Source organism: Streptomyces sp. NPDC043685, from assembly GCF_056436585.1.
Genome location: NZ_JBWKCH010000010.1, coordinates 222,316 through 242,588, shown reverse-complemented (window position 1 = coordinate 242,588; position 20,273 = coordinate 222,316). Strand labels below are relative to the sequence as shown.

The 20,273-nt window shown below is 73.0% G+C and carries 20 protein-coding genes; 10 read left to right on the top strand and 10 right to left on the bottom strand.

The features are described from left to right. Positions 1 to 47 precede the first annotated feature (47 nt). The gene (locus AC0665_RS30670) at positions 48 to 2,603 is read right to left on the bottom strand and encodes a SpoIIE family protein phosphatase (RefSeq protein ID WP_478706245.1); all 2,556 of its coding nucleotides are present in this window, start codon (positions 2,601 to 2,603) and stop codon (positions 48 to 50) included. A 148-nt stretch (positions 2,604 to 2,751) separates the two neighbouring features. On the opposite strand from AC0665_RS30670, the gene AC0665_RS30665 reads away from it, so the two are divergent. Next, complete coding sequence (locus AC0665_RS30665; protein WP_478610461.1) at positions 2,752 to 3,342, top strand: AMIN-like domain-containing (lipo)protein; 591 nt, start codon at positions 2,752 to 2,754, stop codon at positions 3,340 to 3,342. A gap of 41 nt (positions 3,343 to 3,383) precedes the next feature. Here AC0665_RS30665 and AC0665_RS30660 read toward each other — a convergent pair whose 3' ends face one another. The 5 genes from AC0665_RS30660 to AC0665_RS30640 all read right to left on the bottom strand — a co-directional run bounded on the left by AC0665_RS30660 (position 3,384) and on the right by AC0665_RS30640 (position 7,491). Next, positions 3,384 to 4,487, bottom strand: coding sequence for a GNAT family N-acetyltransferase (locus AC0665_RS30660; RefSeq protein WP_478706279.1), 1,104 nt, complete (start codon positions 4,485 to 4,487; stop codon positions 3,384 to 3,386). Positions 4,488 to 4,585: 98 nt separating this feature from the next. Continuing rightward, positions 4,586 to 4,987, bottom strand: a complete 402-nt coding sequence (locus tag AC0665_RS30655) for a hypothetical protein (protein WP_478706244.1) — start codon at positions 4,985 to 4,987, stop codon at positions 4,586 to 4,588. Positions 4,988 to 5,194: 207 nt separating this feature from the next. Then, positions 5,195 to 5,869, bottom strand: a complete 675-nt coding sequence (locus AC0665_RS30650; RefSeq protein WP_478610459.1) for a hypothetical protein — start codon at positions 5,867 to 5,869, stop codon at positions 5,195 to 5,197. A gap of 66 nt (positions 5,870 to 5,935) precedes the next feature. Then, positions 5,936 to 6,988: an LLM class flavin-dependent oxidoreductase gene (locus AC0665_RS30645; protein ID WP_478706243.1), complete on the bottom strand. Its 1,053-nt coding sequence runs from the start codon at positions 6,986 to 6,988 to the stop codon at positions 5,936 to 5,938. After that, positions 6,988 to 7,491, bottom strand: coding sequence for an SRPBCC family protein (locus AC0665_RS30640; RefSeq protein WP_478610457.1), 504 nt, complete (start codon positions 7,489 to 7,491; stop codon positions 6,988 to 6,990). Before AC0665_RS30640 ends, AC0665_RS30645 begins: the two co-directional genes overlap by 1 nt. 314 nt (positions 7,492 to 7,805) lie before the next feature. Here AC0665_RS30640 and AC0665_RS30635 point away from each other — a divergent pair, with 314 nt between their 5' ends. Next, the gene (locus AC0665_RS30635) at positions 7,806 to 9,158 is read left to right on the top strand and encodes a diacylglycerol/lipid kinase family protein (RefSeq protein ID WP_468414150.1); all 1,353 of its coding nucleotides are present in this window, start codon (positions 7,806 to 7,808) and stop codon (positions 9,156 to 9,158) included. 215 nt (positions 9,159 to 9,373) lie between these two features. Here the strand turns inward: AC0665_RS30635 and AC0665_RS30630 are convergent, their stop codons facing one another. Beyond that, positions 9,374 to 9,697, bottom strand: a complete 324-nt coding sequence (locus AC0665_RS30630) for an antibiotic biosynthesis monooxygenase (protein WP_366053420.1) — start codon at positions 9,695 to 9,697, stop codon at positions 9,374 to 9,376. A 116-nt stretch (positions 9,698 to 9,813) separates the two neighbouring features. Between AC0665_RS30630 and AC0665_RS30625 the strand changes: the two genes are divergently transcribed. Then, positions 9,814 to 10,764, top strand: coding sequence for a DUF1731 domain-containing protein (locus tag AC0665_RS30625; RefSeq protein ID WP_478706242.1), 951 nt, complete (start codon positions 9,814 to 9,816; stop codon positions 10,762 to 10,764). A gap of 7 nt (positions 10,765 to 10,771) precedes the next feature. Here AC0665_RS30625 and AC0665_RS30620 read toward each other — a convergent pair whose 3' ends face one another. Both AC0665_RS30620 and AC0665_RS30615 read right to left on the bottom strand, forming a co-directional pair. Further along, on the bottom strand, positions 10,772 to 11,644 hold the full coding sequence (locus tag AC0665_RS30620) for an SCO4651 family lipoprotein (RefSeq protein WP_478706241.1): 873 nt from the start codon (positions 11,642 to 11,644) through the stop codon (positions 10,772 to 10,774). 106 nt (positions 11,645 to 11,750) lie between these two features. Then, positions 11,751 to 11,900 (bottom strand): hypothetical protein, encoded by a 150-nt coding sequence (locus AC0665_RS30615; RefSeq protein ID WP_366053424.1) that lies wholly within the window; start codon positions 11,898 to 11,900, stop codon positions 11,751 to 11,753. A 137-nt stretch (positions 11,901 to 12,037) separates the two neighbouring features. Here AC0665_RS30615 and AC0665_RS30610 point away from each other — a divergent pair, with 137 nt between their 5' ends. Beyond that, on the top strand, positions 12,038 to 12,466 hold the full coding sequence (locus AC0665_RS30610) for a hypothetical protein (RefSeq protein WP_468413876.1): 429 nt from the start codon (positions 12,038 to 12,040) through the stop codon (positions 12,464 to 12,466). A 228-nt stretch (positions 12,467 to 12,694) separates the two neighbouring features. Further along, entirely contained in the window at positions 12,695 to 14,335 is a 1,641-nt protein-coding gene (pgm, locus tag AC0665_RS30605; protein WP_468413878.1) for a phosphoglucomutase (alpha-D-glucose-1,6-bisphosphate-dependent), read from the top strand. 53 nt (positions 14,336 to 14,388) lie between these two features. Here the strand turns inward: pgm and AC0665_RS30600 are convergent, their stop codons facing one another. Beyond that, on the bottom strand, positions 14,389 to 14,880 hold the full coding sequence (locus tag AC0665_RS30600) for a DUF5949 family protein (protein ID WP_478511062.1): 492 nt from the start codon (positions 14,878 to 14,880) through the stop codon (positions 14,389 to 14,391). Between the two features lie 157 nt (positions 14,881 to 15,037). Here AC0665_RS30600 and AC0665_RS30595 point away from each other — a divergent pair, with 157 nt between their 5' ends. From AC0665_RS30595 to AC0665_RS30575, 5 genes are all read left to right on the top strand, one after another. Then, on the top strand, positions 15,038 to 15,325 hold the full coding sequence (locus AC0665_RS30595) for a zinc-ribbon domain-containing protein (RefSeq protein WP_468414152.1): 288 nt from the start codon (positions 15,038 to 15,040) through the stop codon (positions 15,323 to 15,325). A 231-nt stretch (positions 15,326 to 15,556) separates the two neighbouring features. After that, on the top strand, positions 15,557 to 16,045 hold the full coding sequence (locus tag AC0665_RS30590) for an SRPBCC family protein (RefSeq protein ID WP_468639469.1): 489 nt from the start codon (positions 15,557 to 15,559) through the stop codon (positions 16,043 to 16,045). Between the two features lie 230 nt (positions 16,046 to 16,275). Next, complete coding sequence (locus tag AC0665_RS30585; RefSeq protein WP_478706240.1) at positions 16,276 to 17,283, top strand: trypsin-like serine peptidase; 1,008 nt, start codon at positions 16,276 to 16,278, stop codon at positions 17,281 to 17,283. A 132-nt stretch (positions 17,284 to 17,415) separates the two neighbouring features. Further along, positions 17,416 to 18,906, top strand: coding sequence for a HEAT repeat domain-containing protein (locus AC0665_RS30580; RefSeq protein ID WP_478706239.1), 1,491 nt, complete (start codon positions 17,416 to 17,418; stop codon positions 18,904 to 18,906). 97 nt (positions 18,907 to 19,003) lie between these two features. After that, positions 19,004 to 20,248: a glycosyltransferase gene (locus AC0665_RS30575; protein ID WP_478706238.1), complete on the top strand. Its 1,245-nt coding sequence runs from the start codon at positions 19,004 to 19,006 to the stop codon at positions 20,246 to 20,248. Positions 20,249 to 20,273 lie beyond the last annotated feature (25 nt).

The window sequence follows — 20,273 nt, the reverse complement described above, 5'->3', positions numbered from 1 at the left end:
CTCTTCGTCCGGGCGGCCGGGCGGCGTGCCCCGCGGGAGCGCCGCGATCACCGGTACGCCGTCAGCAGCAGTGCCACGTCGTCCGGCCGCTCCCGGGCCTGCCGGGCGGTGCCCACCAGCCGGTCGGCGAGATGCTCCACCGAGTCCGCCGGTGTCTCGGACAACCGGCGGCGGACCGCGTCGATGCCCGTCTCGATGTCGCTGCCGGGCCGCTCCACCAGCCCGTCCGTGTACAGGGCGAGGACGCTGCCGGGGGCGAGCGTCAGCGCGGTGACGGGGTAGACCGAGTCGGGCTGGACACCCAGCATCACCCCGCCCTCGAGGTCCAGCGTCTCGGCCCGCCCGTCGGGGTGGCGCAGCAGCGGCGGGGGATGACCGGCCCGCACGGCCAGAGCCCGCCCGGTGGCCGGGTCGAGTTCGATGTAGCAGCAGGTCGCGAAGACGTCCGACTCCAGCTCGGTCAGCAGCCGGTTGGTGTGCGTGATGACCTCCTGCGGCGGCCGCTCGCTCGCGGCGAAGGCGTGCACGGCGCTGCGCAACTGCCCCATCACCGCTGCGGCGCCCACACTGTGGCCCTCCACGTCCCCGATGACCAGGGCCACACCCCGCCCGGTGGTGATCACGTCGTACCAATCGCCGCCGATCGCCATGCCCTGCGTGCCGGGCAGATAGCGGCCCGTGGTGCGCAGGCCCTCCACGGCGGGCAGCCGGTGCGGCAGCAGCCCCTCCTGGAGGCCCCGGGCGACGGCGGACTCCGCGTCGTAGAGCCGCGCCCGCTCCATCGCCTGGGCGGCCAGGCCGCTGAGCGCGGTCAGCGCGGAGCGTTCGTCGGGTGTGAACCGGTGCGGTGTGTCCCAGCCGAGGATGCAGGAGCCGACGGAACGGCCGGAGGCGATCAGCGGCAGGAACGACCAGGCGTGCATCCGGTCCAGAGTGATGCCCGGGTAGGCGACGGAGAGCTCCTCGGGCGACTCGAAGAACAGCGGGAGCCGCGTGGTCAGGGCGTGGACGCCGGGCAGTTGGGTGTCGAGCGTGACCCCTTCGAACGGGGTGAGGAAGCCCTCCGGGTACCCCGACTCCCACAGCAGGTACATACGCCCCTCGCGGACGGTGTACAGGGCCAGCTCCCGGGCGCCGAAGGCGGGCAGCAGCTGCTCCGAGACCGCCCGGCACACGTCCTGCACCGTGACCGCCTCGGTGAGCACGCTCGCCATCTGCACCACGTGGTACAGCGCCCCCGCGCGGGCGGCGGCGACAGGACCGGGCGGCGGCGTGACCGCGGCGGCCCCGCCTCCCGCGGCGGACCCGGCCTCCGGCCCGGCCCCCGTGGGCGGCCCGGTCCGAAAGACCCGGCCGGTCAGCCCGTGCACGTCCGGGTACAGCACGAAGCTCAGCCAGTTCCCCTCGGGATGGCGCACCAGGAAGGACACCTGCTCCTGCGACAGCATCGCCGCCCGGTAGCGGTCCTCGTAGGCGGGGTCCCGCAGCCAGGTGACCACCTCCCAGGGATAGCGTCCGAAGAGCTCTTCCCGGCCGCAGCCCAGCAGTTCCTCGCAGCGGCGGTTGGCGAAGGTCAGGCGGCCGTCCTGGTCCAGGGAGAAGAGCCCGTCGGGCAGCCGCTCGGCGGCTTCGGCCGCGGTGAGCCCGCCGGCCGCGTCGACGAGGGCGCCCACCAGGATCCGCCCGGAGCCGGAGCGTACGAGGTGGCCCCACAGCTCGACCGGCCGGTAGCCGGCCTGCTCCTCGCCCCTGGACTCGTCGCGTACCCGCAGGTGCCGTGACCTGACCCGGCCGCCGGTGAGCGCGTCGTGCCGGCTCTCCCGCAGTTCGTGCAGGTCGTCGGGGCTGATCCGGGCCTCGATGTCGGCGATGGTGCCGCCGTAGTCCGCCCGGTCGATGCCCAGCAGCCCGAGGGCGTCGTCGTCCGCCGTGCACCGGTCGCTGTCCAGGTCCCAGTCGATGAGTCCGACCCGGACCGGGCGGGCGGCCGAGATCGCCAGCCGGACGGTGACCGGCTCGTCGTCGTACTCGACGCGGTGGGCGGAGGAGCCCGGACCGGACCCGCCGCGGGCGAGGCGGTCGAGGCGTTCCTCCATGGCCCGCCCGGCGGGACGCAGCGCGCGCTCCACCGCCTCCGCCTCCATCGGCGGCCGGGCCGCCGAGCGCAGCACGACCAGCACGCCCACGGCCTCGCCACCGGCCCGCACGGGCTGGTAGGCGGAGCCGAAGGAGTAGGGCAGGCCGGCGGTGAAGTGCGGGAAACGCACCATGCCGGCCCGCTCGTCCGGCAGCCACAGCGTCTCGTCGCGCCGGTAGGCCTCCGCCATGGGCAGGGCGCCGCCCACCGGCACCCGCCACCAGCTCTTGAGCAGCGACCGGGGTACCCCGGTGACCATCGCGAGGACCAGCGAGCGCCGGTCGCGGGAGCGCAGGTAGACCAGCCCGCCGTAGCCGTCGAAGTCCCGGACGGCCTCCACCAGCGGGGTCGTCAGGGCATCCTCGATCCGGGCCGTGCCCCCGGCGGGGACCCGGCCGCCAGCCCCGTCCCGGCTCTGGCCACCGGCTGACCGCGGCCTGTCCGGTACGGCGGCTGCCTCATCCATGTCGCGTCCTCCCGGTACGGACGCACCGGACACCAATCGCTTCCCACCAGGATGTGCCATGGTCGGCGGTCCGGCGCGGCAAGTGCAACCTTTCGGTCCGCCCGGCCGTCTCACTCCGTACCAGCAAATGCAAGCCTCGGGGGCGGCAATGGTACGAATCAGAACTGCATGCGCGACACTCGCACTCGTGGGCGCCACGGTGGGCATGGCGACGGTCCCGGCCGGGGCCGCACCTGCCGCCGCCCAGCGGTCCACCACACAGGCCACGACCTGTCCGACCGGCTGGGGAAGCCTCGCCAAGACCGACGCCGGTACCACGCTCGCCTCGGTGACGAACATCAGGACCGGCCGTCACACCTGCTACGACCGGATGGTCATCGACGTGCCCGGCGGCGGCAGCGGCGTCGGCTACACGGTCCAGTACGTCGACCAGCTCTACCAGGACGGCTCGGGCCGCCCCATCCCCGTGGCCGGCGGCGCCGTCCTCGAGGTGCGGGTGAGCGCGCCGGCGTACGACCCGGAGACCGGCGCGGCCACGTATCCCGGCCGTCCGACGCGCCCGCTGCCGGGCGTCGACCTCACCGGCTACCGCACCTTCCGGGACGCCCGGTACGGCGGCAGCTTCGAAGGGGAGACCCAGATCGGACTCGGCGTCCGCGCCCGGCTGCCCTTCCGGGTGCAGCAGCTCGACGGCCGCGTCATCGTGGACGTCGCCCACAGCTGGACGGCCACGCGCTGACCGCGGGACGCCCGGCCCTCCGGGGCCGGGCGCCCCCAGGCTCAGCCGCCGCGCAGCCTGCCCAGTTCTTCGAGGGTCCGCGCGGCGGCACCGGCCAGGCGGGGCCGGTTGCGGACGAACCGCCGGGCGGCCCGTGCGGGCTCCCGGCCCAGCCAGTGGGCGGCTCCGCCCGGCACCGGCCGTACCACCGCACCTTCGTACACCCGCAGGTCACGGGTCTTGAGCGACTCCTTGTAGCGGGCCGGGCCGCTCCCCAGGTCGACCGTCCCGACCCCGTCGGCCGCCGCGGCCTCCAGCATCCTCAGCAGCAGCACACGGCCGGGGGAGTGCTTGGCGTACGCGCGGTCGTACGCCGGGAACCACCAGGACAGCACCGAACGCGAGCGCAGCCCGAAGTGCGCGGCGACGGGCCGGTCCGCGGCGTACAGCACGGACAGCACGCCACGGCACTCCGGGTCCTCGCTCTCCCCGAGCAGCCCCACCAGACCGGTGATCCACTCCTGCGCGAACCGGTCCCGGCGGCCGGTCCTGCGGTACTGCGCCGACTTCCACTCCATCAGCGCCCGCAGCGCCCCCGGATCCGTCGTGTCGTACGCGAACCGCACGGCGCCGACCTGCCGTTCCAGCTTGCGCTCCTTCGCGAGGGTCTGTCTGAGGAACCCCGGCGACTTCGCCCGCAGCCGTCCGAGGTACGCGTCGAACCCTTCGCCGATGTCGACGACCGGGGAGGCGAGCTCCTCGACCGCGTGCGGCTCGAACACCCCCTGACCGGCCTCCAGATTGTCGAACTCCCAGGACGACAGCCCGCAGGCCCGTAACAGCCGGTGAGCGTCGAGCCGGAGGCCGGGACGCAACACGGCCCCCTGACTGTCGGACACACCCAGCCCGATGGCCCGGCCTTGCCCCAACACCCCCGCCTCGTAGGGGAAGAACCCCACCGGGGAGCCGTCGTCCAGCAGCACCGCCACTCTGGCTCGGGGCCTGACCCGTCCCACCGCCACGGTGAACGCCGGGTCGAGGAAGGGGTTCGCCGGGGCACCGGACTCCGTCCGGATCTCCCGCCACATCTTCTGGTCGTTCGGGCCCAGTTCGTCCGGCCGCAGAACGAGAACGCGTTTTCCGGGCAACTCCGCCTCCTGTGTCATCGGCATGGGGACACACGAAGGCCTGCACATCACCGCGATCGGGCACCAGGGCAGTACTCAGGCCGCACGGCGCAGGCCTTTGCCGGTACTGACGGCTCTCAGCAGCGGAACGTCTGCAATCGGGCGGCGTTCGGGGCGGATCCGGCCGCCCCCGTGCACGGACCCGCTCCCGCCGCACGGGCGTGCGTGCCGCCCCGGTCCACCACGGCCGCCCCGGTCACCACCGGGCTCGCACCGGCCGCTCCGGCGGCCCGCGGTGTCCGCGCCGCGAGGTGCCGCCCGGACGGCTCGTCCTCGCAGGGGCACGGCTCTCCTGCCTCAGCGGCTTCCGCGAACTCGGCCCTCAGGGTCGCGCCCGACCCCACCGCACCCGGCTCCGAGGAGTCCGCCGTGACCGCGACGGCCGCCCGCCCTTCGCCCGCGAGCCCCTCGACGACGAGATGCAGCATCAGCAGGCAGGCCACCAGACCCACCGCCGCCGCCCATCGTCGCCGCACCATCAGACCCCTGATCTGCGTTCCCGACGGGGAGCACGGAAGTGGACTCGACCCCGGGGCCGGTACTGACCGGATCCCCCGACACGCCCGGCCGCGCCTTCCAGTAGGCCGAGCCGGGCTCCATCGCGTCAAGCCCTGGTGTGACGATTCGCCCCATCCGGCCGCTTGCCACCGGAAATCGAACGGAAAGCGCCACCGTCGGGCAGGTGCTCAGCCGCCGACGCTCAGCACCTCACCCGGCTTAGGAGCCCGCACGTCCAGCGGCTCGTCGAAATCGCTGAACGACGTCGTGGTCCGCTGCGAGGCGCTCTCGTACACCGTCTTCAGCAGATACGGCTCGCCCTCCTCGGCCACGTAGAAGGTGTACGTCCCTTTCTTGTCGGCCTTGTCGGTGACGATCAGCTCGACGGCCTTCGTGTCTCCGACGCGCTTGGTTCCGCCCTTCCTCGCCGTGCCGAAGGAGTCGAAGGGCCGTTCGCAGGAAGCGAGCCCGTCGCCCGAGGAGGCCGGATCCACGGGCGTCTTCACCCACAGCCTCTGCTCGCCGGTGGCCCCCGGCTTATTCTTCCACTTCTGGAGATACGCCCGGTCGGGCCGGACGTAGTCGGTCGTGCCCAGACGGATCTGCTCCAGGACGCCGCCGCCGGACCAGGTGGTCTTCGACCTGCACCGGCTGTCCAGGTCGGTCACGAGGTGACTGGTGACCGTGCCGCCGCTCGCGGTGCGGTTGGTGACCTCGACGGTGACGGAGTCCAGCTTCCGCATCCTCGCGTTGGCCTCGTCGAGCAGCTCGCCGGCGGATCTCTCCTCGCCGCCGCCGGCACCGCACCCGGCCAGTGCAGCGCTCGCCAGCAGGCAGAACGCGGTCGTCGTCACCGTAGCCATGGCCCGCACGGAGCCCCCCTGTTGTTCGTGTCGGCCGTTGATCAGCAGGGGAGCCTACCCGCCGCCTCAGGGCGAGGTCGCGTGGACCAGTTCGATGGCCCGGCCGAGGGTGGCGAGCCGGTCGTCGAGGGTGGCTCCCGACGGGTAGAGACGGACCGTGTTCACACCGGCGTCGTGCCAGACGCGCAGCCGCCGCCGCACCATCTCCTCCGTGCCGATGAGAGTGGTGGCCAGCACCATCTCGTCGGTGACGAGACCGGCCGCGCCGTCCCGGTCGCCCTTCTGCCAGCGCTCACGCACCTCCGCCGCCACGTCGGCCCAGCCCTGCCGGCTGTACGCCCGGTTGTAGAAGTTGGTGAACGCCGAGCCCATGCCGCCCAGACTGAAGGCGAGTTCCTTCTTCCGGCCGGCGACCATGCCGGCCAGTTCCTCCTCGTCCCGGGCGAACGCGACCTCGGCGCCCTGGCAGACGTCGAACCCGGCGCGTGCGCGGCCGGCGGCGGCCAGGCCCTCGTCCAGGGGAGCGAAGTAGGCCTCCGCCGCCCCCTCGGGGACGAAGCTGGTGCCGAGCCAGCCGTCGGCGACCCGGCCGGTCAGCCGCAGCATCGCGGGCGACAGTGCGGCCAGGTAGACGGGCACGGGATGCTCGGCGCGCAGGGACAGGCGCATCGGCACCGCCTCCCCGCCGGGCAGCGGAATGCGGAACTCCGAGCCCGAGTGGGAGATCCTGCCGCCCGCGACCACCTGCCGCACGATCTCCACCGTCTCGCGCACCCGCGCCAGGGGGCGGGCGAACGGCACGCCGTGCAGGCCCTCCATCACCTGCGGACCTGACGGGCCCAGCCCCAGCAGGAACCGTCCGCCGGACAGGTTGGACAAAGTGATCGCCGTCTGGGCGAGGGCCACCGGTGTGCGCGTGCCGACCTGCATGACCGCGGAGCCGAGCAGCATCCGCCGCGTACGGGCCGCGTAGTAACCCAGGGCGGAGGGGGCGTCGGACCCCCATGCCTCGGCCACCCAGCACACGTCGAGTCCGAGCTTTTCGGCCTCTTCCACGAAGTCGGCCTGCCGGGACCAGGAGCCGAGCGCCGCCGCCTCGACGGTCGTCGCCGCGCGCATCAGGCCTCCGCCCGCTGCCTGATGTGCTCCAGCGTGGCGGTCATGCCCCGCTCGAACTCCCGCATCCTCACGAACACGATCTTCTGCTCCTTCTCCGGCATGGCGTCGATCGCGAACGACAGCCCCGAACGCCCGGGCCCCATCCGCATCCACTGCGACAGTCCGGTCCCGCCGTCCCTCGGCTCCAGCGCGAACCGCCAGACGGCACTGGGCTCCGCGGGGTCCCCGACCGCCCAGGCGAACACCCGCTCCGGGTCGCACGCGACGACGGTCGAGGTGGTCTCCCACTCGCCGAACTGCTCGTGCCTGCTCCGGCCGACGAACCGCGCCCCCACGGCCGGCCCGGCGTCGCCCTCCCACCGCGCCGACAGCAGCTCCTGGCTCATCTCCGGCATCCGTGTCACGTCCGACACCAGTGCCCACACCCTGCCCGGCGGGGCGGCGATCCAGGTCGCCACCTCCACCGTCGGCTGGTCGGCGTACCGCGCGCCCGTCCACTCCATCGCCTGTCGGCCTCCTCGTCGACTGGGACTCTGGCGACAGAGTTGCGTAATAAGACTCAACAGGTCAAGGGCGAGGAAACGAGGAGAGGGCGAGTGCGCGTGCCGGTATGCCCCCGGGCGCGGAACCGCGCTCGGGCAGCCGCGTACGCTACCGGTGGCTCCACCCCCATGGATCCGCACGTCTGACGTGCCCGGCGGCGGGGGAGCCATCCAGGGACGGCAGTGGCAGAGCCGACGTGCCGGCGGGCACCATGGTCCGGGCCGGGCGCGGACTCGACAGTCCGCCCGCGCCGGCCATCGAGCGGAGGGACGAGATGGGATCGGCGATGGACGAGCGGTTTCACCGCCGGCAGAGATGGGCTGCCCGGGGCGCCCTGGCCGCGGCCGCTCTGGCGGCCCTGCTGCCGCTCGTCTCCGGCGGTCTGCGCGGCCTGCTGCTGCTCGTGACGGCCCTCGCGGGACTCGCCCTGACCGCCGCCGCGCTGTGGTGGGTGCTGTCCCGCAGGGGAGTGGTCCGCATCGCGGCGGCCGCGCTGGTCGTCGCCGCGCCCGTCGGCCTCGTCACCCTCTTCGCCACCGCGAATCTGCTCTGGGTGGTCTTCGTCTCCCTGCTCCTGTGGTGCGGGGCGGTCTGGAGCGGCCGCTACGCCCTGCGCAGCACCGGCCTGCGGTCCGTGCGGGTCAGGGAGTACCGCACCCCGCCGCCGCTGCGTCCCTTCCTGCTGCTCAACCCGCGTTCCGGCGGCGGCAAGGTCGAGAAGTTCAACCTGCGGGAGAAGGCCGAGTCGCTCGGGGCCCAGGTCGTGCTCCTCGACCCGGAACAGCATCAGGACGTCACCGCCCTGGCCCGGGCCGCCGTGGCCGAGGGAGCCGACCTCCTGGGCGTGGCGGGCGGTGACGGCACCCAGGCGCTGGTCGCCGCCGTCGCCGCCGAGCACGGCCTGCCGTTCCTCGTCATCGCCGCCGGCACCCGCAACCACTTCGCCATGGACCTGGGGCTGGACCGGGACGACCCCTCCACCTGTCTCGACGCCCTCACCGACGGCGTGGAACTGCGGGTCGACCTCGGCTTCGCCGACGACCGCCCCTTCGTCAACAACGCGTCGTTCGGCGTGTACGGGGCGGTCGTGCAGAGCCCCGGCTACCGCGAGGACAAGGTGGGCGCGGCCCTGGAGCGCCTGCCCGATCTGCTCACCCGGCAGAGCGGTCCGCGTCTGACGGCCACCGCCGACGGCATCACCGTCGCCGATCCGCAGGCCATCCTGGTGAGCAACAACGCCTACCGCATGGACGACCCCTTCGGTCTCGGCCGGCGCGAGCGGCTCAACTCCGGGCGGCTGGGGGTGCTCGCCGTCCGTGTGGACAACGCCGTGGAAGCGGCCGAACTGCTGCTGTCTCCGCGCCCGGAGGGGCTCACCGTGCTCACCGCCCAGCATGTCGTCGTGGACGCCGACGAGCCGCAGCTGGAGGTCGGCCTCGACGGCGAGGCGCTCACGATGCCCGCCCCCGTCCACTGCCGCATCGCGCGTCGCGCCCTGCGCGTGCGGGTGCCCCGCAACCGTCCCGGAGTCCCCGAGGCGCCTCCGCGCCTCGACTGGCGCCGGCTGCGCAAACTGGCCGCAGCGGTCGGCCGCACCGCCGTACCCTCGCGGTCCCGCCCTGCCTGAGAGCGCCAGGCGGTTGTGGCGCCCACGTCCCTGACCGGCGAGAACGCCGAAGTGATGGGCGGTCCTCTCCAAGGGGCACCATCCCGGGCGGGCAGGGCGTCGACCGCCGTACCCCTGCCCCGGGGCCGGCGTCCGACGGCGCCACCCTGATCACGCCGCCAGGAGATGGTCCCCCGCGCCGCGCGGCACGGGGGACCATCTCGCGGTGTCGTGGGTCAGGCTTCCTTCGGCCCGGCCTGCTGCACGACCTCGAAGGACCACAGCGTCGAGCCGCTCGCCGCGGGCTTGGGCCGCTCGCCCTCGCCGCCGCCCTGGTGCGCGGTCTTCATCGGCCCCTCCATCCAGGCCTGGAAGGACTCCTCGTCACGCCACCGCGTGTAGACGAGGTAGGTGTCGGTGCCCTCCACCGGGCGGAGCAGTTCGAACCACTCGAACCCGTCGGAGTTCTCCACGGCGTGCGCACGGGAGGCGAACCGCTTCTCCAGCGTCTCCCGCTGCTCGGCGGGCACGGTCAGCACATTGATCTTGACTACGCTCATGCGCCCCATCTTGCCCGACGCCACATCCGCGCAGGCCGAGCCCCCGGGCGCATTATGTTTTGAACGCGTTCAAATATGGGTTAGGCTCGCCTCGACACAGCGAGGGGGAGTCCACCGTGAAGTTCGTGATACCCGGCGGGACCGGACAGGTCGGCACGATCCTGAAGCGCGCCCTCGGTGCGGCGGGCCATGACGTCGTGGTGCTCAGCAGGCATCCCGCGGGGCCGGGGGAAGTGCACTGGGACGGGGCGACCCCGGGGCCCTGGATGGCCGAGATCGACGGCAGCGACGTCGTGGTCAATCTGGCAGGCCGCAGCGTGAGCTGCCGCTACACGCCCGCCAACCTCCGGCAGATGATGGACTCACGGATCCACTCCGCACGGGTCGTGGGCCAGGCGATCGCCGCGGCCGACCGGCCGCCCGCCGTCTGGCTGCAGATGAGCACCGCGACCGTCTACGCCCACCGCTTCGACGCCCCCAACGACGAGGCCGACGGCCTGATCGGCGGCACCGAGCCCGACGTGCCCGGCTACTGGGGCTACAGCGTCGACATCGCCAAGGCCTGGGAGCGCGAGCAGGAGAGCGCCCACACCCCGCACACCCGCAAAGTGGCCCTGCGCGCCGCCATGGTGATGAGCCCCGACCGCGGCGGCGTCTTCGACATCCTGCTGCGCCTGGCCCGGCTCGGCCTGGGCGGCCCCGTCGCCGGCGGCGGACAGTACGTCTCCTGGATCCACGACCGGGACTTCGCCCGGGCGGTCGAGTTCCTCGTCGCCCGGGACGACATCGAGGGCCCGGTCAACCTCGCCGCCCCGGGCCCCCTGCCGCACCGTGCCTTCATGCGTGCCCTGCGCGCCGCGTGGGGCGTCCCGCTGGGCCTGCCCGCGACGCGCTGGATGGCGGAGATCGGCGCGTTCGTCCTGCGCTCGGACACCGAACTGCTGCTGAAGAGCCGCCGCGTCGTCCCCGGCCGCCTGCTCGACGCGGGCTTCTCCTTCGATCACCCGGCCTGGCCGGCGGCCGCGGAGGACCTCGTGCGACGCCTCCGCGGCCGGGCGGCGAGGTGACCCGGGGTCAGCTCCGCCCCTTGCCCCGGTCCAGGACCTTGCCGGTCATGTCGGTGACCTGTCCGGCCGGGGGAGCGTCCGCGTCCACCTCGGTGCCGAAGTCGGTGAAGTCCATGACCGTGCGCACCGTGACCTTCTCGGGCGCGGACGAGGCGTCGGTGGAGGACCGCTGCTTCGCCGCCGGGGCCTTGACGGTCATGTCGATCTGCTGACGGCGCATCCGGCCCTCGTCGTCCAGCCAGACGTCCATCGGCAGGGTCGGGCCCACCTGCTTGCGCAGGGTGTCGCCGTTGGGCAGTTTCGCCACGTCGACGGAGACCCGGTAGTGCGTGGTCTCCACGCCGCCGATGGTGGCCGTGCCCTTCTTGGTCACGTCCTTGTCGGTGATCGCTTTGGCGTACGCGGCGGACTGCGCCGGATCGCTCATGGACTGGTCGCCCGTGCCCTGCTGTGCGGCGACCTTCCCCAGGTCGATCTTGATCCAGGGCTTGCCGCCGGGCGCCTGCCCCTTGGGCAGCTTCTGGTAGAGCACCTGATCGATGACGCGCTGCTCGATCCGCTGCCCCTGTGCCGTGAGCGTCATGACACTGTCGCCGTCGTCCAGGTCGACCGTGCCCTGCCCGTTCGCGGTCTGCGCCGCGCCCTGGGCCGAGGTCCGCACCCGCAGCTTCACCTTGGCGGTGTCCTCCTCGGCCGTCCGGTCGTAGGCCGAACGCACCGCCCGGGTGCCCCGCTCCTCGGCCCCGGCGCTCGGCTTCGCCGACACCCCCTGCGCGGCGTCGCCCGAGTCACCGTCACCGCAGCCGACCAGCACTGTCCCGGCCAGCGCTCCGGCGACGCCTAAGGCGCAGACCCGCCCGCCCTTTCCCGCCCTGCTCATCGAACCAGCCCCTCTCAGGTGTGTGATGCGACCCAAGTGCCCAAGCCGGGCACGAACACACCTGTGTGGCCGAGGAGTTGGATACCGGGAGGGAAGGGCGCCCCGGTCAGTGCCCGCGCCCCTTGAGCTTGCCGAGCAGACGCTGGGCCTGAGCCCGCTTGCGGGGGTCGGCGGCGGCCCGCCGCGCCTGTTCCACGGCCCGCTGCCCCTGCGGGCTCCGGGCGAACTCCTTGATGCGATTAAGCATTCCGGCCATGACGCACCTTCCTTCCTGATCCGATGTCATTTCCTGTTGCACGCCTACCCCCCGTTCGGCGTGCTCAGGCACCCTCCTGCCCGGTCGGTCCGCGACCGAACGTGTTTGCCGCCCGGGACAGAGGCAAGTCGGTGTCCATGACTGAAGAGAACAAGCGCACGAATCAGAAGCCCGCCTCCGTCCGCACCGCCGAGTCGAAGGCCCGCCGTACTGCGGACAAGGCGACCGCGCCGGCGTCCCAGGCGGCCAAGGGCGCGGCGGACAAGGCCGGTGAGGCGGCGTCGGCGGCCAAGTCCGGTGCGGAGCGCTCCGCCGAGACGGCGAAGGCGGCCGCGCAGACCGCGGCCAAGGGCGTCGAGGCCGGCCGCCAGGCGGTCGTCACGGCCTCGGGTCACGTCGCCACCACGGCGAAGACGGCGTGGACGGTCATCGCCCAGCGCAAGCTCGTGGCCGCGGGCGTCGGAGCGGGTCTGACCGCCCTGAGCGCCGCGTCCTACGCCGTCGGGCGCCGTGCGGAACGCGGCGCGCACGGGCCCCTCACCCGGCTCACGGGCGGACGGATCTGAGCACGGCCGGCGCGACGGACGTGCCGGCACGAGGCAGCGGGCGGCGCGACGCGGCACCGGGTGTCCCGGTGGTCCGCGGCGCCGCCTCCTCGTGCGGCGTGTCGCCTCCTCCCACGTGGTCTGGCGCACATCCGGCCCCCGGCGGGGTGCCCCCCTCGCGCGGCACCGCCGTGACGAGGAAGGATGAGACCGCAAGCGAAGGATCACACGATGCGGAGGAGCGGGCCCATGCAGCACGAGCGAGCGGGAAGTCCGGCCGGACCCGAGGATCTCGTCGACGTCGCTCGGCTGGTCACCGCGTACTACGCGCTGCGCCCCGACCTGGACGACCCGGGGCAGCGCGTCACGTTCGGGACCTCCGGACACCGCGGCTCGTCACTGGCGGCCGCGTTCAACGACGACCACATCGCGGCGACCAGCCAGGCCATCTGTGAGTACCGCGCCGGCCAGGGCATCGACGGCCCGCTCTTCCTGGGCGCCGACACCCACGCCCTGTCGGAGCCCGCGCGCGTGACCGCCCTGGAGGTGTTCGCCGCCAACGAGGTGACCGTGCTGATCGACGACGCGGACGGCTACACGCCGACCCCCGCCGTCTCGCACGCCATCCTCACCCACAACCGGGGCCGCACCACGGGCCTCGCGGACGGCGTCGTCGTCACGCCCTCCCACAACCCGCCCGTCGACGGCGGATTCAAGTACAACCCGCCCAGCGGAGGCCCCGCCGCCTCCGACGCGACCTCCTGGATCCAGGACCGGGCGAACGAGATCATCCGGGGCGGCCTGAAGGACGTACGGCGCGTCCCGTACGCCCGCGCCCTCGCCGCCCCCACCACCGGCCGCTACGACTTCCTCGGCACCTACGTCGCCGACCTGCCCGGCGTGCTCGACCTGGACGCGATCCGCACCGCCGGGATCCGGATCGGCGCCGACCCGCTCGGCGGGGCCTCGGTCGCCTACTGGGGCCGTATCGCCGAACAGCACGGCCTCGACCTGACCGTGGTCAACCCGCACACCGACCCCACCTGGCGGTTCATGACGCTGGACTGGGACGGCAAGATCCGCATGGACTGCTCGTCGCCGTACGCGATGGCCTCGCTCATCGAACAGCGCGACCGGTTCCGGATCTCCACCGGCAACGACGCCGACGCCGACCGGCACGGCATCGTCACCCCGGACGGGGGTCTGATGAACCCCAACCACTACCTGGCCGTCGCCATCTCCTACCTCTACGCCCACCGCGACCGCTGGCCGGCCACCACCGGTATCGGCAAGACCCTGGTCTCCTCCGCCATGATCGACCGGGTCGCCGCGGACCTGGGCCGCGAGCTGGTCGAGGTGCCCGTCGGGTTCAAGTGGTTCGTGGACGGACTGGCCGGTGGCACCATCGGCTTCGGCGGGGAGGAGTCCGCCGGGGCGTCCTTCCTGCGCCGGGACGGCTCGGTGTGGACCACGGACAAGGACGGCATCCTTCTCGCGCTGCTCGCCTCCGAGATCACGGCGGTCACCGGGAAGACCCCATCCGAGCACTACGCGGCGCTGACCGCCCGCTTCGGCGAACCGGCCTACGCGCGCATCGACGCCCCCGCGACCCGCGAGGAGAAGGCCCTGCTCGCCAAGCTCTCCCCGGCCCAGGTCACAGCCGACACGCTGGCCGGGGACGCGGTCACCGCGGTGCTCACCGAGGCGCCCGGCAACGGCGCGGCCATCGGCGGCATCAAGGTGACCACGGACAACGCCTGGTTCGCCGCCCGCCCTTCGGGCACCGAGGACGTCTACAAGATCTACGCCGAGTCCTTCCTCGGCCCCGACCACCTCGGCCGGGTGCAGGAGGAGGCCAAGTCCGTGGTGCTGTCGGCCCTGTCGGCCTGACCGCGGGCACGACGCGGCCCGGGCCACCGCATGTGGCCCGGGCCGTTCGCGGGTCAGCCGCGCAGGCTGCGGGCGGGCAGCACGACATGTGCCGCCGAGGCCATCGCGTCCTCGTCGGAGGTGAACGCGGCGAGCGTCTCGACGTCGCCCGGCTCCGCGCCCTGCGGCCACGGCCGCGTGGTGAAGATGAGGTAGGCGAAACCGAGTTCGCCCACCGCCTCCAGCCAGGTCTCCGGCGGGATGAACTGCGACTTGAGGTGCTGCACGGTGAGGACGGCCGACCCGGGCACCACGAGCAGGCTCACCGGCAGGCTGGGCCGCTGGGTGGCGTGGACCAGTCCCTCGCCCAGGGGGAGACCGGCACTCAGCAGCAACTGCTCGACGGCCTTCGAGGTGCCCTCGGGGCCGTTCGCCCCGTCTCCGAGGGAGCAGGCCAGGAGGTAGGGGACGTCACCGTCGGGGGTCGTGCCCCGCCAGGACTGGACGACGAGGGAACCCAGGTCGTCGGCGGGCACGGACTGCGTTTCGGGTGAGATCGTGGTCACCGCGGAACCGTATCTGCGCGCGGCGGGACACCCGGCCCGCCGTCACCCGACTGGACCAGCCCCCGCCGGGCTCTCCACACGAACGAGGGGCGCGCACGCCCGGCGTGCCCCCGATGCGGGACACTGGATGAAGATCCGACTGGGGAAGGACCGACACGTGATCATCTTCGGCACCAAGGGATACCTGTACCAGCTGGCGATACTGACGATGGTGTGCGGACAGTGCGGGAATCCCGCCGCCCACACGCTGCGCAAGCGCGTCACGAAGTTCACCCTGTTCTTCGTCCCGCTGTTCCCGGTCTCCACGAAGTACATGACGCAGTGCACCTTCTGCGGCGCCGAACAGAAGGTGACCGGGGAACAGGCGGAGCAGCTGCAGACCCAGAACGCGAGCGGCCCGAGCGGCCAGGCACACGGGCAGCCGCAGCAGCACGACCGGTTCTGACCGCGGGCGCCGTCTCTCCGGCACGCCTCCTGCCGACCCCTCAGAACGCCGGCTGCGGCCCCGGACCCGGCTGCGACTTCCGCTCCAAGACCCCCGCGGCGGGCGCCCGTCGGGGCGCTGGTCACATCCCATGTGGCATCCGCGGCATCCCGGGTACCCGGCCTCCGCGGGCCCGGACCTGAGTGGGCCGATGGGCCTCCTGCAGTCGATCAGTGAAACGGAGGCATACGGATGAGCACCATCAAGGAAACCGTGGAAGTCGCCGTCCCCGTCCACACCGCGTACAACCAGTGGACGCAGTTCGAGGAGTTCCCGAACTTCATGGAGGGCGTCGAGGAGGTCAGGCAGCTGGACGACCGCCACAACCACTGGACCACCAAGATCGGTGGGGTACGCCGCGAGTTCGACACCGAGATCGTCGACCAGCTGGCCGACGAGCGGGTCACGTGGCGCACGACCAGCGGAGACACGCACCAGAGGGGCTCCGTGCGCTTCGAGCGCCTCGACGACACCCACACCAGGGTGGAGCTCGTGCTGGATGTCGAGCCCAGCGGAGCCGTGGAGAAGGCGGCGGACATGACGGGCACGATCGACCGCCGGGTGAAGGGCGACATGAAGCGCTTCAAGCAGTACATCGAGGAGCGCGGAGTCGAGTCCGGCGCCTGGCGCGGCCGCGTGCAGCCGGGTGACACCACCGGCGGCTCCGGCCCCATCCTCTGACACAGCCACGTCCCCGGAACCCGGCCTCCATGGTGAGGCCGGGTTCCGCTGTGCCCGCGTGTCCTGTTCCGCCGGGAGAGGACGTGTTTTTTCGGCCATCGTTATGACATGCACCTGTCCATCTGGGTCTCCGGGTGGCACGCTGCCCCCTGACTGTCCGCAGTGACACCCCTGCCTGACCGGGTGGACGGGCTTCCCGTCGCCCGGCCCCCACAGCAGAAGGAGACCGCGTGATAGGCAGACCCCGCAGGTTCACCTCCCTCCTCCGCGGCAACCGCGCCCGCCGTTCCGTGGTCGGCGCGCTCGCCGGCGTCGCCGCACTGCTGGCGACCGGCGTCACCGTCGCACCGGCGAGCGCCGCACCGGATCCCGGCGCGATGACCCCCTCGGCGCGAGAGCGTGCCCTCGCCTTCTGGACCCCCGAGCGCATGCGCGAGGCCACCCCGCTCGACGTCCTGACCGTCGACCGTTCCGACGTGCGGGCACCGGCACTTCGCAAGGGCAGGGCGACCACCGTGCCCCCCACCGCTCCCGCCTCCGCCACGGGTCCCCTCGCCTTCCCGCACGGTGGCGGACCCTGGTCCGGCGGGGGAGCGGTGACCAAGACCGCCGGACGGGTGTTCTTCACCTACCAGGGCCGCACCGCGTCCTGCTCCGGCAACGCCGTGACCAGCGCCAACAAGAGCACCGTGATGACCGCGGGCCACTGCGTGAAGCTGGAGGGCGCCTGGCACACCAACTGGGTGTTCGTGCCCGGCTACCACGACGGGCAGCGCCCGTACGGCACCTGGACCGCGTCCAAACTCCTGTCCACGCCGCAGTGGACGGCCAGTGAGGACATCAACTACGACATCGGCGCGGCCGTGGTCGCCCCGCTGGACGGGAAGAACCTGACCGATGTCGTCGGCGGCCAGGGTCTGGCCTTCAACACCGGCTACAACAAGGCGATGTACTCCTTCGGCTTCCCCGTGGCAGCGCCGTACGACGGGGAGAAGTTCATCTACTGCAGCGGCACCACCACCCGGGACTTCCTGCTGTCCAACGACCACGGACTGACCTGCAACATGACCGGCGGCTCCAGCGGCGGCCCCTGGTTCACCCAGTTCAACGAGGCCACCGGAACCGGCCTGCAGTCCTCGGTGAACAGCTTCAAGTACAACTTCTTCCCGAACTCCATGTACGGCCCGTACTTCGGCGCGGACGCGCAGAACCTGTACCAGAGCGCCCAGTCGTCCTGATCCAGACCCTCTTCGAGAGCCGGGTCCTCCGCCGATCCCTGGCGGAGGACCCAGGGGCCGTCAAGACCACCGGCCGACGCGGAGAGGGCAACTTTCCTGTCCCTCGACGGTCTCTTCCTACGGGGGGTGGCCATGGGGGCGGACCATCAGATCGCTTACTTCCTGCGGGAGTCGGCGCGGCCCGAGCCGGAGCGGCGGGCCGCGGCGTTGAAGGGGCTGGGGAGGATCGGCCGGGCCGAGCACGCCCGAGTGCTCACCGAAGCCGCCGACGATCCCGCCCCGTCCGTGCGAGCGGCCGCCGCCCTGGCCCTGGGACGGCTCGGCATTCCCGAGGCCGGCCAGGAGGTGCTGCCCCGGCTGATGGCGGACGCGGATACGGGCGTCCGGCACAGGGCCTCGGTCGCCGCCGTCCGGCTGCGTCTCGACGGACCCGAGATCACCCGGGCCTTCACCCGGCTGCTGACCGACCCGGACCATCGCGTGCGGATCAGCGCCCTGGAGGGACTGGCGGCCCTGCGCGTCCCCGGCGATGTGACGGCCTTGTCCGCCCTGCTCGGCGACCCCCACTACGGGGTGTGGGGACGCGCTCGTACCCTGATGCACCTGTGCGGGGAAGACCCCGCCGTGCGCGCGGAGTTGATCCGCACCGCCCGCGAGGGCAGGGGCATCGCCCGTGCCCGTGCCCTGGAGTGGCTGCCGGCGCGCTGCACCGGACAGCTCCTCGACTCCCTGCTCTCCGGTCTGCGCGATCCGTCCACCGCCGTGCGCATCGAGGCCGCCCGGCGCCTGTTCCACGTGGAACAACGGCAGGTACATGACGCGTTGCGCGCGGCATCGCGGACCGAGGAGCATCCCGAGGTCGCCGCACGACTGCTCGGCGGTCTGGCCGGACAGGGCGACGATCGCCTGAGGGAACCGGCCCTGCGATGGCTGCGCGACCCCGTCGCCGGACCGTCGGCCGCGCGTGCCCTGGGCACGCTCGACCCGGGCACGGCCGCCGCGCACCTCCGCTCGGCCCTGCTCGACCGGACGCTCCCGGCCCGCACCCGGGCGGCCGCCGCCGGGGCCGTCGGGGCGGCGGGCCGCTGGGACGCGGTGTGGCTGCTGCTGCCCCTCCTGGACGACCCGGACGACGACCTGCGCGCGGGCGCGCTCGACGGCCTGGAGACGCTCGTCGACCACGGCCTCCGCCCCTGGGAGCGCCACCCCGTGGCCTGGGCCCTGGTCGCCCACCTGGCCACCGACGAACGGCACGTCTGGCGCACCCGCAACGCCCTCCAGGGTCTGGCCCAGGCCCTGCCCGATGTGCGGCGCCTCGCGGACCACGCTCCGTCCGGCGAGGTCCTGGCCGCCGCCCTGTCCCTGCTCGACGGCGACGACCCGGCCGACGAACACGCCTGTGCCGACGCACGGCGCTTCCTGCGTGGCCTCGACGACCCGCACGAACCGGTCCGCCACGAAGCCGTCCTCGGGCTCGAACGCTGGGCCGGCGCCACGGGTTCCCTCCCACCGGACAGCGACGGGGCCCACAGCCGGCTGACCGCCCTGACCGCGGACCCCTCCCCACGACTGCGCCAGGCGGCCATCCGCCTCCTCGACGCACTGCACACCGAGCCGAAGTGAGCAGATCCGTTCCGAAAGAAGCGGCAGCACGGGCGCATTCCGGCCCGGTACGGCCCTGCACCGCTTGTCGCCCGCCGGGCCGGTCCACACTGGCAGCATGCGCGTAGTGATCATGACGGCGGGATCGCGCGGCGACGTGGCGCCGTACACCGGCCTCGGTGCGGGGCTGGCGCGGAGCGGGCACGAGGTCACGCTCGCCACCCACGCCCTCTTCGAGCCCCTGACCGCCGGGTCGCAGGTGCGCTTCCACCCCACCCCGGTCGACCCGCACGCCGTGTCCCACTCCGAGCGCGGACGCGATCTGCACGCCAGCACGACCGGCCTCGGCAAACTGCTGCGCGCCGCGTCGATGGCCAGGTCGGTGGCCGAGGAGATGACCGACGCCCTGGTCGAGGCGGCCCGCGGCGCCGACATCGTCCTGGCCGCCGGAGCCGTGGCGCCGCTGGGGCGCGCCATCGCCGAGGGACTGAGCCTGCCCAGCCTGGGCCTGTTCCTCCAACCCCAGCACCCGACACGCGAGTTCGGGGCTCCCATGCTCGGCGGTCGTTCCCTCGGCCCCCTGGGCAACCACCTGGGCGGACGGGCCGTCATCTCCGCCGTCGACCGGGTCTTCACGCAGGCCATGCGCCGACTGCGCACCCGGCACGGCATGACCCTGCCAGGCCTCTCCGCGAGCCGCCGCGCCCACGAGCGGGCCCACTGGCCCGTGCTGCACGGGTTCAGCGAACAGGTGGTGCCCCGCCCGAAGGACTGGCGCCCCGGACTGGAGATCGCCGGGTACTGGTGGCCGCACGACCCGCGTACGCTGCCCGGCGAACTGGAGGACTTCCTGGCCGCCGGGCCCCCGCCGGTGTTCGTCGGACTGGGCAGCGCGACGGTGCCGGACCCCGAGCACCTCAGCGGGGAGATCGTGTGGGCGCTGCGCGCGGTGGGACTGCGCGGCATCATCCAGCGGGGATGGGCGAACCTGGCAGCCCCGGCCGGCGACGACATGATCACGGTGGGCGATGTGCCGCACGAGGCCCTGTTCCCCCGCACGGCCGCCGTGGTCCACCATGCCGGAGCCGGAACCACCGCCGCGGTCCTGCGCGCCGGCGTCCCGACGATCCCGGTGCCGGTGCAGTTCGACGGCTTCTTCTGGGCGGCACGCCTGGTCGCCCTGGGGACGGCCCCCGACACCGTTCCCCTGCGGCGCCTGACCGCGGACACCCTCGCCTGCGCCCTGCGCCGCGCCACCGACGAGCCTCACCACCGCACCCGCGCCCGGGAGCTGGCCCGGGTCCTGGCCGCGGAGGACGGCGTGGCCCCGGTCCTGGCCGAGCTGCACCGGCTCACCTCCTGACCGGTCCGGCGCGGACAGGAACCGG